Source organism: Streptomyces sp. CNQ085 (genome assembly GCF_022614595.1).
Classification (GTDB): Bacteria; Actinomycetota; Actinomycetes; order Streptomycetales; family Streptomycetaceae; genus Streptomyces.
This window is the reverse complement of sequence record NZ_JAJFAU010000041.1, coordinates 10,732-27,541: the sequence shown is the minus strand read 5'-3', so window position 1 is coordinate 27,541 and position 16,810 is coordinate 10,732. Positions and strand designations below refer to the sequence as shown.

18 protein-coding genes and 1 pseudogene are annotated in these 16,810 nt (G+C 71.4%); 18 read left to right on the top strand and 1 reads right to left on the bottom strand.

Features of this window, described 5'->3' with window-relative positions; all coding sequences use genetic code 11:
- Window positions 1-108 precede the first annotated feature (108 nt).
- The 13 genes from rimM (at window position 109) to LJ221_RS10060 (ending at window position 10,833) form a co-directional block, all read left to right on the top strand.
- Complete coding sequence (gene rimM / locus LJ221_RS10120; protein WP_241715529.1) at window positions 109-693, top strand: ribosome maturation factor RimM; 585 nt, start codon at window positions 109-111, stop codon at window positions 691-693.
- Entirely contained in the window at window positions 693-1,514 is an 822-nt protein-coding gene (trmD, locus tag LJ221_RS10115) for a tRNA (guanosine(37)-N1)-methyltransferase TrmD (protein WP_241715527.1), read from the top strand. The genes rimM and trmD overlap by 1 nt, the downstream gene beginning before the upstream one ends.
- A 129-nt stretch (window positions 1,515-1,643) precedes the next feature.
- Window positions 1,644-1,991: a 50S ribosomal protein L19 gene (gene rplS / locus LJ221_RS10110; protein WP_241715525.1), complete on the top strand. Its 348-nt coding sequence runs from the start codon at window positions 1,644-1,646 to the stop codon at window positions 1,989-1,991.
- Window positions 1,992-2,124: 133 nt separating this feature from the next.
- Complete coding sequence (gene lepB, locus LJ221_RS10105; protein WP_241715523.1) at window positions 2,125-2,766, top strand: signal peptidase I; 642 nt, start codon at window positions 2,125-2,127, stop codon at window positions 2,764-2,766.
- Complete coding sequence (gene lepB, locus LJ221_RS10100) at window positions 2,759-3,799, top strand: signal peptidase I (protein ID WP_374228418.1); 1,041 nt, start codon at window positions 2,759-2,761, stop codon at window positions 3,797-3,799. The genes lepB (LJ221_RS10105) and lepB (LJ221_RS10100) overlap by 8 nt, the downstream gene beginning before the upstream one ends.
- Complete coding sequence (gene lepB / locus LJ221_RS10095) at window positions 3,726-4,664, top strand: signal peptidase I (protein ID WP_241715521.1); 939 nt, start codon at window positions 3,726-3,728, stop codon at window positions 4,662-4,664. The genes lepB (LJ221_RS10100) and lepB (LJ221_RS10095) overlap by 74 nt, the downstream gene beginning before the upstream one ends.
- A 70-nt stretch (window positions 4,665-4,734) precedes the next feature.
- A complete protein-coding gene (lepB, locus tag LJ221_RS10090) occupies window positions 4,735-5,493 on the top strand; it encodes a signal peptidase I (protein ID WP_241715519.1) in 759 nt (252 codons plus the stop codon).
- A gap of 13 nt (window positions 5,494-5,506) precedes the next feature.
- Window positions 5,507-5,830, top strand: coding sequence for a DUF2469 domain-containing protein (locus tag LJ221_RS10085; protein WP_241715517.1), 324 nt, complete (start codon window positions 5,507-5,509; stop codon window positions 5,828-5,830).
- A gap of 155 nt (window positions 5,831-5,985) precedes the next feature.
- Window positions 5,986-6,360, top strand: coding sequence for a YraN family protein (locus LJ221_RS10080; protein ID WP_241715515.1), 375 nt, complete (start codon window positions 5,986-5,988; stop codon window positions 6,358-6,360).
- 1 nt (window position 6,361) lies between these two features.
- Window positions 6,362-7,972 carry a YifB family Mg chelatase-like AAA ATPase gene (locus LJ221_RS10075; protein ID WP_241715514.1) on the top strand — a complete coding sequence of 537 codons (1,611 nt, stop codon included), beginning with the start codon at window positions 6,362-6,364 and terminating at the stop codon, window positions 7,970-7,972.
- Entirely contained in the window at window positions 7,969-9,111 is a 1,143-nt protein-coding gene (gene dprA, locus LJ221_RS10070; protein ID WP_241715513.1) for a DNA-processing protein DprA, read from the top strand. Before LJ221_RS10075 ends, dprA begins: the two co-directional genes overlap by 4 nt.
- A gap of 267 nt (window positions 9,112-9,378) precedes the next feature.
- Window positions 9,379-10,221, top strand: a complete 843-nt coding sequence (gene whiG / locus LJ221_RS10065) for an RNA polymerase sigma factor WhiG (RefSeq protein WP_241715512.1) — start codon at window positions 9,379-9,381, stop codon at window positions 10,219-10,221.
- Window positions 10,222-10,275: 54 nt separating this feature from the next.
- Complete coding sequence (locus tag LJ221_RS10060) at window positions 10,276-10,833, top strand: TetR/AcrR family transcriptional regulator (protein WP_241715538.1); 558 nt, start codon at window positions 10,276-10,278, stop codon at window positions 10,831-10,833.
- A 383-nt stretch (window positions 10,834-11,216) separates the two neighbouring features.
- On the opposite strand, the pseudogene LJ221_RS10055 reads toward LJ221_RS10060, so the two are convergent.
- Window positions 11,217-11,687, bottom strand: a pseudogene (locus LJ221_RS10055) (peptidoglycan DD-metalloendopeptidase family protein); the annotation flags it as partial.
- Between the two features lie 351 nt (window positions 11,688-12,038).
- Here LJ221_RS10055 and rpsB point away from each other — a divergent pair.
- The 5 genes from rpsB to LJ221_RS10030 all read left to right on the top strand — a co-directional run bounded on the left by rpsB (window position 12,039) and on the right by LJ221_RS10030 (window position 16,769).
- Complete coding sequence (gene rpsB / locus LJ221_RS10050) at window positions 12,039-12,935, top strand: 30S ribosomal protein S2 (RefSeq protein ID WP_241715511.1); 897 nt, start codon at window positions 12,039-12,041, stop codon at window positions 12,933-12,935.
- 115 nt (window positions 12,936-13,050) lie between these two features.
- Entirely contained in the window at window positions 13,051-13,887 is an 837-nt protein-coding gene (gene tsf / locus LJ221_RS10045; RefSeq protein WP_241715510.1) for a translation elongation factor Ts, read from the top strand.
- A gap of 181 nt (window positions 13,888-14,068) precedes the next feature.
- The gene (gene pyrH, locus LJ221_RS10040; RefSeq protein ID WP_241715509.1) at window positions 14,069-14,839 is read left to right on the top strand and encodes a UMP kinase; all 771 of its coding nucleotides are present in this window, start codon (window positions 14,069-14,071) and stop codon (window positions 14,837-14,839) included.
- Between the two features lie 171 nt (window positions 14,840-15,010).
- The gene (gene frr / locus LJ221_RS10035; RefSeq protein WP_241715508.1) at window positions 15,011-15,568 is read left to right on the top strand and encodes a ribosome recycling factor; all 558 of its coding nucleotides are present in this window, start codon (window positions 15,011-15,013) and stop codon (window positions 15,566-15,568) included.
- A 22-nt stretch (window positions 15,569-15,590) separates the two neighbouring features.
- Window positions 15,591-16,769 carry a phosphatidate cytidylyltransferase gene (locus LJ221_RS10030; protein ID WP_241715506.1) on the top strand — a complete coding sequence of 393 codons (1,179 nt, stop codon included), beginning with the start codon at window positions 15,591-15,593 and terminating at the stop codon, window positions 16,767-16,769.
- Window positions 16,770-16,810: the final 41 nt, after the last annotated feature.

Here is a 16,810-nt window from a genome sequence, read left to right as displayed (position 1 = left end):
GGCCGGGGGCGGCACCGCCGCCCCCGGCCCGTGCCGGTGGCCGTCGGCGTACGGGGACCGTGTGCGAGGCGGCGCAGGGGAACCGGCGAGAACCTGGAGTGACGAGCAGTGCAGTTGGTAGTCGCGCGCATCGGCCGTGCCCACGGGATCAAGGGCGAGGTCACGGTGGAGGTGCGCACCGATGAACCCGGGGTGCGCCTCGGTCCCGGCGCGGTCCTGGCCACCGACCCCGCCTCCGCGGGCCCTTTGACCATCGAGTCCGGGCGCGTCCACAGCGGTCGGCTGCTGCTGCGCTTCGCGAGTGTGAGGGATCGTGACGCCGCGGAGGCGCTGCGCAACACCCTGCTGATCGCCGAGGTCGACCCGGAGGAGACTCCCGAGGACCCCGACGAGTACTACGACCACCAGCTGGTCGACCTCGACGTCGTCACCCTGGACGGAACGACCGTCGGCCGGATCGAGGAGATCGCCCACCTGCCCCACCAGGACCTGCTCGTGGTGCGCAGACCCGACGGCGGCGAGGTGCTCGTCCCCTTCGTCGGTGAGATCGTCCCCGAGATCGACCTGGACGGGCAGCGGGCCGTCATCGACCCGCCGCCGGGGCTCGTCGACGACCGCGCCGAGATCGCCGGATCCCGCACGGGGGACGGCGGCGCCGGCAAGGACGGCGGGGAAGACGGGAACGGCGCCTGATGCGGATCGACGTCGTCACGATCTTCCCCGAGTACCTGGAACCGCTGAACGTCTCCCTGGTGGGCAAGGCGCGCGCCCGCGGCCTGCTCGACGTACGCGTCCACGACCTGCGGCAGTGGACCCACGACAGGCACAACACCGTCGACGACACCCCCTACGGCGGCGGCCCCGGCATGGTGATGAAGCCCGAGCCGTGGGGCGAGGCGCTGGACGCGGTCATCGCCTCGGGCGGAGACGGTCCGGGGGAGGGACCGGTCCTGGTCGTGCCCACCCCCAGCGGCAGCCCGTTCACCCAGGAGACCGCCGTCGAACTGGCAGCCGAGCCGTGGCTGGTCTTCACCCCCGCCCGCTACGAGGGCATCGACCGCCGCGTGGTCGAGGAGTACGGGGAGCACCTGCGGGTGCGTGAGCTGTCCGTCGGCGACTACGTGCTGGCCGGCGGCGAGGCGCCCGTCCTGGTGATGGTGGAGGCCGTCGCCCGGCTGCTGCCCGGGGTCCTGGGCAACGTCGAGTCCCACCGCGACGACTCGTTCGCGCCTGGCGCGATGGCCGACCTGCTGGAGGGGCCCGTCTACACCAAGCCGCCGGTGTGGCGTGGCCGGGACATCCCCGAGGTGCTGCTCAGCGGGCACCACGGCAGGATCGCCCGCTGGCGCCGCGACCAGGCGTTCCGCCGCACTGTGCGCTACCGCCCGGACCTGATCGAGAGGTGTGATCCCTCCGCCCTGGACGCCGGTGACCGCGGGCTGCTCGCTGAGCTGGGCTGGGCCGAGCGGCCCGACGGCCGATTTGGGCCCGCGGCCGGAGACGTGGAAGAATAGGCCTTCGCCTCGTGTCCGGCGCGCGACCCTGCCACAGGGGGACCAACGCCCGGCCGGTCCGGCGGCTCACCGAACCCAACGAACGATTCCGCCGATGACCTGTGGCATCGGCGAGGAAAGCAGACGGCCATGCATCTTCTCGACAACGTTGACTCCGCCTCGCTGCGCAGCGACATCCCCACTTTCCGTCCGGGCGACACCGTCAACGTCCACGTGCGCGTCATCGAGGGCAACCGCTCCCGTGTGCAGCAGTTCAAGGGCGCCGTCATCCGCCGCCAGGGCTCCGGCGTCCGTGAGACCTTCACCGTCCGCAAGGTCAGCTTCAGCGTCGGCGTGGAGCGCACCTTCCCGGTGCACACCCCGGTCGTCGAGAAGATCGAGGTCGTCACCCGCGGTGACGTCCGCCGCGCCAAGCTGTACTACCTGCGTGAGCTGCGCGGCAAGGCTGCCAAGATCAAGGAGAAGCGCGAGCGCTGATCCGAGACCGGTCCGCGCGGCGGAGCGCCGGGTACCCCGGCGCCCGGCCGGCCGGTCCCGCCCGTGGGGCACGGCCCCGCGCGTCGCCGTCGGCCCGGCACCCGGCACGCCGCCGGGTTAGGCTCTCGGCTCGATGAGCACCGACGAACAGCACACGCGATCCACGGAGCGCGACCGCTCCCCTCACCCCGTACGGGGAGGGGGAAGCCGGTCGCGTTTCGTGCGTCCGGGGGCCATGGGGGCCGCGGTCGCCGTGCTGCTCCTGCTGGTCCACGCGTTCGTGGCGGAACCCTTCCGCATTCCGAGCGGCTCGATGGGGAACACCCTCGAAGCGGGCGACCGCGTTCTGGTGAACAAGCTGGCATACCGTTTCGGCAACCTTCCGGCGCGCGGAGACGTTGTGGTCTTCGACGGCACCGGTTCGTTCGACCGGGAACCGTCACAGGGCACCGACTACGTCAAGCGGGTCGTCGGAGTCGGCGGGGACAGGGTCAGGTGCTGCGACGAGCGGGGGAGGATCGAGGTGAACGGCGAACCGGCGGACGAGACGTACCTGTATCCCGGCGACCGGCCCTCGGTCGTCCCGTTCGACATCGCGGTCCCCGAGGGGCGGCTGTGGGTGATGGGCGACCACCGCTCCCGGTCGAGCGACTCCCGGGACCACCTCGGATCTCCCGGCGGCGGCACCGTACCGGTGGAGAGAGTGATCGGCCGGGCCGACTGGATCGTCTGGCCGGCCGGTCGCTGGACCTCCCTGCGGAGCCGGGATGGGTAGGCGCGGACGGCCCCGCGGCAGTGGCGCACCGCCGGAGTCCCGGACCACACTGCGCGGCCCCGGTGAGGGCCGGGCCGACCGGCGGCGCGCCGCCAAGCGGATCAGAAGGCGCCGGCGGTTGTCGGTGACCCAGGAGGTACCGGTCCTGGTGGGTGTCGCGCTGCTGATCGCGCTGGTGCTCAAGACGTTCCTGGTGCAGGCGTTCGTCATTCCCTCCGGTTCGATGGAGCAGACGATCAAGATCGACGACCGGGTGCTGGTGGACAAGCTGACGCCCTGGTTCGGCTCGCGCCCCGAACGCGGTGACGTGGTGGTCTTCAAGGACCCCGGAGGCTGGCTGCCACCCGGGGCGGAGCCGGAGCGGGACGATCCCGTGGGCATCAAGCAGGGCAGGCAGTTCCTGACGTTCATCGGCCTGCTGCCCTCGGCCGAGGAGCAGGACCTGATCAAACGGGTCATCGGCATCGGCGGGGACACCGTCGTGTGCTGCGACGAGGACGGCCGGGTGACGGTCAACGGCACACCGCTGAACGAGCCCTACCTCCACCCGGGCAACGCGCCCTCGCAGATGCGCTTCGAGGTGGAGGTGCCCGAGAACCGTGTCTTCGTGATGGGCGATCACCGCTCCAACTCCGCCGACTCCCGCTACCACCTCCGGGAACCGGGCGAGGGAACCATTCCGGAGAATCTGGTGGTGGGCAAGGCCGTGGTGATCGCCTGGCCCTACTCGCACTGGCGGCGGCTGGAGGAGCCCGAGGTCTACGCGTCCGTACCGGATCCGCGCGGCGGGACGCCCTCCGCGGCCGCCGGGGCCGACAATGGCGATGACATGGTGCATCCGCCGACCCCTGTGGAACTCCCGCTCGTTATGGGAGTGGCAGGCGTGGGTCTGCACCGGCTGGGGCGCGGCCTGCAGCGAGGTAAGAGCGGTATCGGTGTGAGGAGTGGATGTGGGGGACGTGGCGGTCGGAGCGTGCTCCGACGCGGACGGGCCCGAGCGGCGGGCCGACGGCGAGCCCGTGGAGCGCGGTGAGGGAACGGCCGCGGACCCGGACAGCGGAGAGAGAGTGACGGAAAAGAAGCAACGCTCCTTCCTGAAGGAACTGCCCATCCTCATCGGCGTCGCGCTGCTGCTGGCCCTGGGAATCAAGACGTTCCTGCTGCAGGCGTTCTCCATCCCCTCGGACTCGATGCAGAACACCCTCCAGCGGGGTGACCGCGTGCTGGTGGACAAGCTGACGCCCTGGTTCGGGGCCGAACCCGAGCGCGGCGAGGTCGTCGTCTTCCACGACCCGGGCGGCTGGCTCGACCCGTCGGTCCAGCAGGACACCAACGTGTTCCAGGACTTCATGAGCTTCATCGGCCTGATGCCCTCCGCGGAGGAGCAGGACCTGATCAAGCGGGTCATCGCGGTCGGCGGCGACACCGTGGCGTGCGAGAAGAACGGCCCCGTCACGGTCAACGGCAGGGCCCTGGACGAGGAGTCCTACATCTACCCCGGCGACTCCCCCTGCGGCAGTGAGGGCTTCGGTCCGGTCGAGGTCCCCGAGGACCGGATCTGGGTGATGGGCGACCACCGCTCCAACTCCCTGGACTCCCGTTTCCACCAGCAGCTCCCCGGACAGGGGACGGTGCCCGTGGACGAGGTCGTGGGGCGGGCCGTGGTCAAGGCGTGGCCGATCGACCGCTGGGGCACCCTCCCGGTGCCCGACACCTTTGCCGAGCGGGGCCTGGCCGCGGCTCCCGCGGCGCTGGGCCTGGCGGGCGCGGTGCCGGTGGTGATGTGGCGGCGGCACCTGAGGACGAGGACGGTGAAGGGGGACGCGGAAGAGACCGCCGGAGCATCCGGGACGGCGCCCGGCTCCGTGAGCGGGACGGACGGGCGGGCCGCGGGCTGACCCGGAAGCGTACCCGGGGATAGGGTGCGGCGCGGACCGTTGGTGGACCCAGATCCTTCCGGGAGCGCGAGTGAGCAGAGCCGAACGTACCGGGGGAGGCCGCGGTCGTCCGGGCCGGACGCTGTCGTCGGCGGCCGTGGCGATCGGCTGCGTACTCTTCCTGGGCGGTTTCGTCTGGGCCGCCGTCCTGTACCAGCCCTACGCCGTGCCCACCGACTCCATGGCGCCCACCGTCGAGGCCGGGGACCGGGTGCTGGCCGAACGCGTCGACGGCGACGAGGTCCGGCGCGGCGACGTCGTCGTCCTCCTCGACCCGATGTGGGGCAACATGCCGGTGATCAAACGCGTCGTCGGCGTCGGTGGTGACACCGTGGAGTGCTGCGACGAGCAGGGGAAGCTGACGGTCAACGGCGATCCCGTCGACGAGCCGTACCGGCTGGAGCGGAAGCGGGCCTCCTTCGCCTCCTTCGCCGCCTTCGAGGCATCCGTGCCCGAGGGGCGGCTCTTCCTCCTCGGCGACCACCGGGAGGGGTCACTGGACTCGCGCACGCGTCTGGAGGACGCCAACAACGGCTCCGTGCCCAGGGGGGCGGTGACGGGCAGGGTCGACGCCACCGTCTGGCCGCTGGGGCGCGCGGGCATGGTCGAACGCCCTGCCGGTTTCGCGGGACTGCCCGGCGGAATCTCCCGGCCGGGGCCGCTGGGCCCGGTCCTGGCCGCGACCGGGGTCGGCGCCCTGCTGATCCTCGGCGGCGCCGGGTACGGGGCGATCGGCCCGGTCCGGGGCAAGCGCGCGGGACTGACGCACAATGGGGGAACGCACGGCTGAAGGGGAACACGCCATGAGCGCCGAGGACCTCGAGAAATACGAGACCGAGATGGAGCTGAAGCTCTACCGGGAGTACCGGGACGTCGTCGGCTTGTTCAGGTACGTGATCGAGACCGAACGCCGTTTCTATCTCACCAACGACTACGAGATGCAGGTGCACTCGGTCCAGGGTGAGGTCTTCTTCGAGGTGTCGATGGCCGACGCCTGGGTGTGGGACATGTACCGGCCGGCCCGTTTCGTCAAACAGGTGAGGGTGCTCACCTTCAAGGACGTGAACATCGAGGAGCTGAACAAGAGCGATCTGGACCTGCCCGAGGACTCCGACTTCAAGGGGTGAGCCCGGAGCCGGCCGCCGCTCCGTCAGCGCCGCGCTCGCAAAGTCCCTCGTACGGGTGAGCGAGTTCTCCACAACCGGCCGGTAGTCCACCGAACCGGGCCATGATCATCCACTCGCCTTCCCAGCCGCCACAGTCGGTCCCGGAGGTGGTACCGATGAACGGCAGGAACGCACTCGGACGCTACGGCGAGGACCTGGCCGCCCGGCGGCTGCGCGAGATGGGCATGGCCGTCCTCGAACGGAACTGGCGCTGCCGGGACGGCGAGATCGACATCATCGCCCGGGACATCGACGCGCTCGTCGTCTGCGAGGTCAAGACACGCCGGGCCGGCCCGTACGAGCACCCGATGTCGGCCGTGACCCCGCGCAAGGCCGAGCGGCTGCGCAGACTCGCCTCCCACTGGCTCGGCGAGCGCTGGCTCGCCCGGTACGGACGGCCGCCGGCCGGAGGGGTGCGCATCGACCTCGTCGGCATCGTCCTGCCCGAGCGCGGCGCCCCCCGGGTGGAGCACGTCAGGGGGGTGGCCTGACATGGGTTTCGCCCGTACCTGCTCGGTCGCCCTCGTGGGTGTCGAGGGCGTGGTCGTCGAGGTCCAGGCCGATCTCGAACCGGGGCTGGCCACCTTCACCCTCGTCGGCCTGCCCGACAAGAGCCTGGTGGAGAGCCGCGACCGGGTCAGGGCAGCGGTCGTCAACTCCGGTGTCGACTGGCCCCAGAAGAAGCTCACCGTCGGACTCAGCCCCGCTTCGGTGCCCAAGAGCGGCAGCGGGTTCGACCTCGCGGTCGCCTGCGCGGTGCTCGGGGCCGCCGAGCGGATCGACCCCCGCGCGCTCGCCGGACTGGTGATGATCGGCGAGCTGGGCCTGGACGGGCGCGTCCGACCCGTCCGCGGCGTCCTGCCCGCGGTCCTGGCCGCCGCGGACGCCGGATACCGCCAGGTCGTCGTCGCCGAGCAGACCGCCTCCGAGGCCGCCCTGGTCCCCGGTGTCTCCGTCCTCGGAGTCCGCTCCCTGCGCCAGCTCGTCGCCGTGCTCACCGACGAACCCGTCCCCGACGAGCCGCGCCCGGACGAGCACGGCTCCGACGCCGCCATGCTCGCCGGCCTCACCGTGCCCGGCGCGGGTACGGGGATCGCGGGGCTGGGGGGCGAACGCCCGGTGGACCTCGCCGAGGTCGCGGGTCAGGCAGCCGCCCGCAAAGCGCTGGAGGTGGCCGCCGCGGGACGCCACCACATCTTCTTCAAGGGACCGCCGGGCGCGGGCAAGACCATGCTCGCCGAACGGCTGCCCGGGCTGCTTCCGCCGCTCACCCCGAAGGAGGCGCTGGAGGCCACCGCCGTCCACTCCGTCGCCGGTGCGCTGCCGCCCGGTCAGCCGCTGGTCGAGCGGCCTCCCTACTGCGCCCCGCACCATTCGGCCACCACCGCTTCCCTGGTGGGCGGTGGCAGCGGTCTGCCCCGGCCGGGAGCGGTCTCCCTCGCCCACCACGGTGTGCTCTTCCTGGACGAGGCGGCCGAATGCAGCGCGCGGGTGCTCGACGCGCTGCGCCAGCCGCTGGAGTCCGGTCAGGTCGTCGTGGCCCGCGCCCAGGGCATGATGCGCCTGCCCGCCCGCTTCCTGCTCGTCCTCGCCGCCAACCCGTGCCCCTGCGGCCGGCACGGCTCCAGGGGCGGCGGCTGCGAGTGCAGGCCCTCGTCGGTCAGGCGCTACCGCGCACGGCTCTCAGGGCCCCTGCTGGACCGTGTCGATCTCCGGGTCACGGTCGAGCCCGTCACCCGCTCCGAGCTGACGGTCCCCGGCGCCCGGTCCGAGTCCACCGGGACCGTGGCCGCTCGGGTGCGCACCGCACGCGAGCGCGCCGCCGCCCGCTACGCCGGGACACCCTGGCACACCAACAGCGAGGTCCCCGGCCACGAACTGCGGACCCGGTGGCCGGCGGAGCCGGGGGCGCTCGGCCGGGCCGAGGAGGATATGGAGCGCGGTCTGCTCACCGCACGGGGCCTGGACCGAGTCCTGCGGGTCGCCTGGACCCTGGCCGACCTCGCCGGGCACGGCCGGCCCACCGCCGAGGACGTGGACAGTGCGCTGGAACTGCGCACCGGGGTACGGCGCGGCGCGGCACTCGCCGGAGGGCGGACGTGACCGGCCGCGAGGAGCGAGTGGCCCGTGCGGCGCTCACCAGGATCGGGGAGCCCGGAGACGAGACGGTGAACCGCTGGCTCGACCGGTACGGGGCGGTGGAGACCCTCAAGGCGTTCGGATCCGACTCCCCGCTGCCCGGAGCGTCCCGGACCCGCTGGGCCGGGCTGCGGCAGCGCGCGCGAGGGCTCGACCCCGAAGCCGACCTCGCCGGGATCGGCGCACTGGGCGGGCGCTTCGTCTGCCCTGGCGACGCCGAGTGGCCGAGCCAGCTGGACGATCTGGGTGACGGGCGCCCTGTGGGCCTGTGGGTGCGCGGCAGGGCCTCGCTGCGGATGTGGGCGCTGCGCTCGGTCGCCGTCGTCGGCTCCCGGGCCTGCACGGACTACGGCGCCCACATGGCCGCGACGCTCGGTTCCAGCCTGGCCGCCCGCGGCTGGACGGTGGTCTCCGGCGCGGCGTACGGAGTGGACGGCGCCGCACACAGCGGGGCTCTGGCGGTGGAGGGAGCGACCGTCGGCATCCTGGCCTGCGGGGTCGACGTGGCCTACCCGCCGGGCAACGGTGGGTTGATCCGGCGCATCGGGGAGCAGGGGCTGCTGGTGGCCGAACTGCCGCCCGGTGACCATCCCACCCGCAGCCGTTTCGTCCTGCGTAACCGGGTGATCGCGGCCCTCACCCGCGGCACCGTGGTGGTGGAGGCGGAGCTGCGCAGCGGCTCGCTGGTCACCGCGCGGCGGGCCCTCGGGCTGGGCAGGCTCACCATGGGTGTTCCCGGGCCGGTGACCAGCGGGCTGTCGGCGGGTGTCCACCAGCTCCTGCGCGGTGAGGGCATCGTCGTCACCGACGCCGCCGAGATCATCGAGCTGGTCGGCGCGATCGGCGAACTGGCCCCCGAGCGCCACGGGCCCGTGGTGCCGCGTGACCTGCTGTCCCCGGAGGCGGCACGCGTCCTGGAGATGCTGCCTGCCCGGAGTGCGCTCGGCGTCGCGGCGGTGGCGCGCGCCGCCGCTCTCACGGAGGACCGCGCGCTCGTCCGCCTTCAGGAACTGCGGTCACTCGGGTTCCTGGAACACAACGGTGACTACTGGCAGTTGGCGAAATCCGCCGACCAGCACACCGACCAACACACCAACAGGTGACGAGGCGGTCCTTGACCTGGGACGATCGAGTGAAAGGGTGAGAGCCATGATTGCTGAACGTTTCATTCCGTATGGCCCGGCCGAGCCGTTCAGGCCGCCCCGATAACCCCGGGGTGCGGGCAGCGGAACGTATCCGCGTATGCCCGACCACCCGCCCTTTGCGCTGAGCGATGACGCGGTCACGCTACGCTCCCAAGGTTCCCGGCCCCTCCGTACGCCCCGCCGGCGTCAGCGCACAGATCACGGCAGAACGGCTCAAGACGACGCATGCTCCATCACACCCCCGGGCCCGACCGCACGGCCGCGGCAGAACCGACTGCGGCCGACGGCGCTGCACGCCCTGCCCCGCCCAGATCGCTCGACGAACTATGGCGGTCGTACAAGGGCACGGGCGACGAGCGGTTGCGGGAACAACTGATCCTCCACTACTCGCCCCTGGTCAAGTACGTGGCAGGACGCGTGAGCGTCGGCCTGCCCGCCAACGTGGAACAGGCCGACTTCGTCTCCTCCGGGGTGTTCGGACTGATCGACGCCATCGAGAAGTTCGACCCGAGCCGCTCGATCAAGTTCGAGACCTATGCCATCACCCGCATCCGCGGAGCCATGATCGACGAACTGCGGGCGCTGGACTGGATTCCTCGCTCGGTGCGGCAGAAGGCCCGCGCGTTCGAGCGAGCCCACGCCGCACTGGAGGCGACGCTGCGGCGCACGCCGTCGGAGGCCGAGGTCGCCGACGAGATGGGAATCCCGCTGGAGGAGCTCCACGGCATCTTCAGCCGGCTGCCGCTTGCCAACGTGGTCGCCCTGGAAGAGGTGCTCCACAGCGGAGCGGAGGGCGGCGACCGACTGAGCCTCATGGACACCCTGGAGGACACGGCCGCCGACAATCCCGTCGAGATCGCCGAGGACCGCGAGCTGCGGCGGCTGCTGGCCCGGGCGGTCAACACCCTGCCCGAACGTGAGAAGACGGTGGTGACGCTCTACTACTACGAAGGGCTCACCCTGGCCGAAATCGGGCAGGTGCTGGGGGTCACCGAGAGCAGGGTCAGCCAGATCCACACCAAGTCCGTGCTGCAGCTTCGGGCCAAGCTCGCCGATGTCGGTCGCTGAATCGGTACTGCCCTCCCTACAGTGGGACCCGTGCCCAGGATTCGAGCGGCCTCTGTGGCCGAGCACCGGACGATGCAGCGCGACGCCCTGTTGGAGGCGGCGCGATCCCTACTGTCCGAAGGTGGCACGGAGGCCCTGACCTTCCCCGCGCTGGCGGCCCGTACGGGACTGGCACGCTCCTCCGTCTACGAGTACTTCCGCTCCCGCGCAGCCGTCGTCGAGGAGTTGTGCGCCGTCGACTTCCCCGTCTGGGCGGCGGAGGTGGAGGATGCCATAGGGCGGGCCGACACCCCCCAGGCGAAGGTGGAGGCTTACGTACGGCGGCAGTTGGCGCTGGCCGGCGACCGGCGCCATCGGGCCGTCGTGGCCATCTCGGCCGGTGAACTGGACCCCGGCGCCCGGGAGAAGATCCGCGCAGCACACGGCGGGCTGATCACCATGGTGGTGGACGCCCTCGCGGCCCTCGGCCATGACGAGCCGCGGCTGACGGCCACTCTGCTGCAGGGAGTCGTGGACGCCGCGGTCCGCCGTATCGAGCTGGGTGCCGCGGAGGACCCGGAACGGATCACGCGGGCCGCCGTGTCGATGGCGCTCCGCGGCGTCGCGGGCTGAGCCCCCTCCTCTCCTCCGGCCCCGCCGGGCACTTCGCCTCCGGGTGTACGCGCGCCGGGGCACGCCCGGCGCGCCCGGTCGTCGAACGCCGCGGCCCGCGGGGTCGGCTTCCCCGCGCGCAGCCGGGCATGGCGGCGCCGGGCCCAGAGAACGGCCACCAGCAGCACCAGGGCCGTCGTCCCCACCCCGGACGAACCGGCGGACGCGGAGTCCCGGACGGCCGTCATCCGCATCGCGTCGTCCTGCCGGCTCCCCGGCTCCTCCGGAAGCGGAACCCCCAGCACCGGCAGGAGCCGGGAGGGAGCGCGGCCGAGCAGGGAGAGCGGGTCCAGGTAGACATCGCCGCGGCGCAGCCCCCAGTGCAGGCACCCCGCCGGGCAGTGGAAGCCGTCCGCCTCCAGCACGCCCACCACGTCCCCCGCCGAGACCCTGTCGCCCTCGCGCACTCCCGCGCCGACCGGCTCGTACGTCGTACGCAGCGGAGGGGACCCCGTGCCCGTGAGTTCGATCGAGACCACCCCGCGTCCGGCGACCGTCCCCGCGAACGAGACCCGGCCCGCGGCCACCGCGCGCACCGGTTCCCCGGGACGAGCCGCCAGATCCACGCCGCGGTGGCCGGCCGACCACCGTTCGGGCGGTGGTTCCCAGCCGCGTCCGACCGCTCCCGGCACTGGTCTGACCCGGCCGGAGCCGGACGGGCCGTCTTCGGGAGCGGTACGGGCCGCGACCGCTTCCGCGGCGAGCGGCGGCGGCGCCAGGTGGACAACCAGACACAGCCCCAGGCAGAGAGACGGGAAAAGAGACAGGCAGAGGGGTAGGCGGCGCAGCGGCGCGGCGCGGAGTCGGCGTCCCATGGGCACAGCGTGGCGCGAATGCGCGCGACGGAGACGACCCGGGGCGGAAGCTGTGGAATACCGGCCGGTTGTGGACAACCGCGTCACCCGTCCCGGGGACGGCGCCGCCCGCCGCGGCGGCGCCCGCACTCATGCGTGTCGCCTGCCGCTTCCCCGGTCCCGTACACTTCTTGTGCGATCCGGGTCACCGGATCGACTTCGCACGCCCCGCCACCCTCCACAGGCGGCAGCGCACCTCGGTCCTCGAAGACGGCTTCGGTCCGTCCATTTCGCAGGCAAGCGCGTCGGGGCGTCAGGAGCGGCGACCGTCCGGCCGCCGTGTACAACCGAGTGATCCAAGGAGATACGGCCATGGCCGTCGTCACGATGCGGGAGCTGCTGGAGAGCGGCGTCCACTTCGGGCACCAGACCCGTCGCTGGAACCCGAAGATGAAGCGATTCATCTTCACCGAGCGCAACGGCATCTACATCATCGACCTGCTCCAGTCGCTGTCGTACATCGACCGCGCCTACGAGTTCGTCAAGGAGACCGTCGCCCACGGCGGCTCCATCATGTTCGTCGGCACCAAGAAGCAGGCCCAGGAGGCCATCGCCGAGCAGGCCGCGCGCGTGGGCATGCCCTACGTCAACCAGCGCTGGCTCGGCGGCATGCTGACCAACTTCTCGACCGTCCACAAGCGCCTGCAGCGCCTGAAGGAGCTCGAGCAGATCGACTTCGAGGACGTGGCCGCCTCCGGCCTCACCAAGAAGGAGCTCCTGGTCCTCTCCCGCGAGAAGGCCAAGCTGGAGAAGACTCTCGGCGGTATCCGCGACATGCAGAAGGTGCCCAGCGCCGTCTGGATCGTGGACACCAAGAAGGAGCACATCGCCGTCGGTGAGGCGCGCAAGCTCAACATCCCGGTCGTCGCGATCCTCGACACCAACTGTGACCCGGACGAGGTCGACTACAAGATCCCGGGCAACGACGACGCGATCCGCTCCGTCACCCTGCTCACCCGTGTGATCGCCGACGCCGTGGCCGAGGGCCTCATCGCCCGCTCCGGCGCCGCCGGCGAGGGCAAGGGCGAGAAGGCCGCCGGTGAGCCGCTCGCCGAGTGGGAGCGCGAGCTGCTCGAGGGCGACGCCCAGAAGGCCGCCGAGTCCAAGGAGGGCGAGGCCTCCGCCGAGACCCCGGCCCCCGCAGAGGCTCCGGCCGCCGAGGAGCAGGCCGCCCCCGCCGAGGGCGAGAAGCCGGCCGAGCAGGCCTGACCGACGCCGCAGGTGGTACGGCCGGGGGCAGTGCCATGAGCGCCGCCCCCGGCCGCATGCCCGTCCCGTAGATCGATCCATCCTCATCGACCTTTCGAGAAGAGATTCACCGACCATGGCGAACTACACCGCCGCTGACGTCAAGAAGCTCCGCGAGCTCACCGGCGCCGGCATGATGGACTGCAAGAAGGCGCTGGACGAGGCCGAGGGCAACGTCGACAAGGCCGTCGAGATCCTCCGTGTCAAGGGCCAGAAGGGCGTCGCCAAGCGCGAGTCCCGCACCGCCGAGAACGGTGCCGTCGTCTCTCTGATCGCCGACGACAAGAAGTCCGGTGTGCTGGTCGAGCTCAAGTGCGAGACCGACTTCGTCGCCAAGGGCGACAAGTTCCTCGCCGTCGCCAACGCCATCGCCGCCCACGTCGCCGCCACCTCCCCGGCCGACATCGAGGCGCTGCTCGCCTCCGAGATCGAGTCCGGCAAGAGCGTCCAGGTGTACGTGGACGAGGCCAACGCCACCCTCGGCGAGAAGATCGTCCTCGATCGCTTCGCGCAGTTCTCCGGCGGCTACGTGGCCGCCTACATGCACCGCACCAGCCCGGACCTGCCCCCGCAGGTCGGCGTCCTGGTCGAGCTGGAGCAGGAGAACGCCGAGATCGCCAAGGACGTCGCGCAGCACATCGCCGCGTTCGCTCCGAAGTTCCTCTCCCGCGAGGACGTCCCGGAGGAGACCGTCGCGAACGAGCGCCGCGTCGCCGAGGCCACCGCTCGCGAGGAGGGCAAGCCCGAGCAGGCCCTCCCGAAGATCGTCGAGGGCCGCGTGAACGGCTTCTTCAAGGAGAACTGCCTCCTGGACCAGCCTTTCGCCAAGGACAACAAGAAGTCCGTCCAGAAGGTCCTGGGCGAGGCGGGTGTCACGCTGAAGCGCTTCGCCCGCTTCCGCGTCGGCGCCTGATCCGTAGGTCCGCTCCCGGTTAGGGTCGGGTTACGGGGCCCGTCCCGGTGCGTGGCGCACTGAGCACAGGCGTGCACGGACCGGACGACCGCAGTTGTGACGAGGAGGCCATTGCCGCTTTCGGGGACCGAGAGGGACCACCGGCAATGGCCTCCTCACGCGTGTGCACGAGGAGATCCGCATGAAACAGGGCAACGACCCCGGAGGCAAAGCCCCCGGCAAAGACCGCGACCGCCGCCGCTTCCTGCTGAAGCTCTCCGGTGAGGCGTTCGCCGGCGGCGGGGGACTCGGAGTCGACCCCGACGTCGTGCACAAGGTCGCCCGTGAGATCGCGGCCGTGGTCCGCGACGGCGCCGAGATCGCCGTCGTCATCGGAGGCGGCAACTTCTTCCGCGGCGCCGAGCTCCAGCAGCGCGGCATGGACCGGGCCCGGTCCGACTACATGGGCATGCTCGGCACGGTCATGAACTGCCTCGCGCTCCAGGACTTCCTGGAGAAGGAGGGCATCGACTCCCGTGTACAGACCGCCATCACCATGGGGCAGGTCGCCGAACCGTACATCCCGCTGAGGGCCGTACGGCACCTGGAGAAGGGGCGCGTGGTCATTTTCGGCGCCGGCATGGGCATGCCTTACTTCTCCACCGACACCACCGCCGCCCAGCGCGCCCTGGAGATCGACGCCGAGGCGCTGCTGATGGGCAAGAACGGCGTGGACGGGGTCTACGACTCCGACCCGGCCACCAACTCCGACGCGGTGAAGTTCGACGCCCTGGAGTACGGCGAGGTCATCACCCGTGAGCTGAGGGTGGCCGACGCCACCGCCGTCACCCTCTGCCGCGACAACAAGCTCCCGATCCTCGTCTTCGAACTGCTGGCGGAGGGGAATATCGCCAGGGCGGTCCGGGGTGAGAAGATCGGCACGCTGGTGAGCGGCCAGGGCTCCCGGGCCTGACGCCGACGGCGGACACGAAACGACGTCCGTACGGGAGCCCCGCACACGGCGCCGTACGACAACACCGTGCCGCGCGATGGGCACGGTACGGGGATGGACAACAGCCTGCCGGTCGGACACCGTGCAGGGATCAGGGCTTTCCGGCTCAATTCATCGAACCAGGAGCACGTGGTGATCGAAGAGACCCTCCTCGAGGCCGAGGAGAAGATGGAGAAGGCGGTCGTCGTCGCCAAGGAGGACTTCGCCGCGATCCGCACCGGCCGTGCGCACCCGGCGATGTTCAACAAGATCGTGGCCGAGTACTACGGTGCGATGACCCCGATCAACCAGCTCGCGTCGTTCTCGGTGCCCGAGCCGCGCATGGCCGTGGTCACCCCGTTCGACAAAAGCGCGCTGCGCAACATCGAGCAGGCCATCCGTGACTCCGACCTCGGCGTCAACCCCTCCAACGACGGCAACATCATCCGTGTCGTCTTCCCGGAACTGACCGAGCAGCGCCGCCGCGAGTACATCAAGGTGGCCAAGGGCAAGGCCGAGGACGCCAAGATCTCCATCCGCAGCGTCCGGCGCAAGGCCAAGGAGGCCATCGACAAGGCCATCAAGGACGGCGACATCGGCGAGGACGAGGGCCGCCGCGCTGAGAAGGAGCTCGACGACACCACCTCCAAGTACGTCACACAGGTGGACGAACTGCTCAAGCACAAGGAAGCCGAGCTTCTCGAGGTCTGAGGTTTTCGAGGCTGCGATTTTCGTGAACGACTCATCCTGGGGAGCACCACCGCCGGGCGCCGGGCCCTCCGGTCGTCCCGGCCACCCCGCTCATCCCGGCCGCTTCGGATACCGGAGCACTCCAGAACAGGGTTTTCCCTCCCCGCTTCGCGCAGAGGTGGCCCGGGCCCCGGCGGGTTACGCGCACGAGGACGCCGACGCGTCGCAGACTCGGCGTATGCCCATCGTGCCCGAAGCCCCCGGCGGTGACCAGGACGATCGTGATGGCCGGGCGGCCGGGCGGCCGTTCGGCGGCCCCGTCCCCGGTGGCGGCCGGCCCGAGCCGCAGGCCGTACCCGGGGCGGAGCCCGCCACCCCCTCGCCCCGGGGTCGCTCCTCGGGCCGCAAACGGGCGGGCCGCGACCTGCGCGCCGCGATAGGGGTCGGCCTGGGGCTGGGCGCCGTCATCATCGGCTCGCTCTTCGTCTACAAGCACCTCTTCGTCGGCGTGATCGTCGCCGCCGTCGTGGTCGGGCTGTGGGAACTGACCTCCCGCCTCGCCGAACGCAAGCAGATCAGGGTGCCGCTGGTGCCGCTGGCCGTCGGCGGCGCCGCCATGGTCGTCGCCGGCTACGTCCGCGCCGCGGAGGGTGCCTGGGTGGCCACCGCGCTCACCGCCCTGGCCGTACTGGTGTGGCGGATGACGGAGGATCCCGCTCAGTACCTGCGGGATGTCACCGCCGGTGTCTTCGCCGCCTTCTACGTCCCCTTCCTGGCCACCTTCGTCGCCATGATGCTCGCCGCCGACGACGGCCCGCAGCGGGTGCTCACCTTCCTGCTGCTCACCGTCGTCAGTGACACCGGGGCGTACGCGGTCGGCTGGCGCTTCGGCACGCACAAGCTCGCCCCCCGCATCAGCCCCGGCAAGACCCGCGAGGGCCTGCTGGGAGCGGTGGTCTTCGCGATGGCCGCGGGCGCGCTGTGCACGCACTTCCTCATCGACGGCGGCACCTGGTGGCAGGGCCTGCTACTGGGCCTGGCCGCGGCCGCCAGCGCCACCCTGGGCGATCTCGGCGAATCCATGATCAAGCGGGATCTGGGCATCAAGGACATGGGCACCCTGCTGCCCGGCCACGGCGGCATCATGGACCGCCTGGACTCCCTGCTGCCGACGGCCCCCGTGGTCTGGCTGCTGCTGGTGGTCTTCGTCGGCGCGGGCTGACGACCCCGCCCCTCGTGACGCTTCGGGGTCCGCCGCACCGG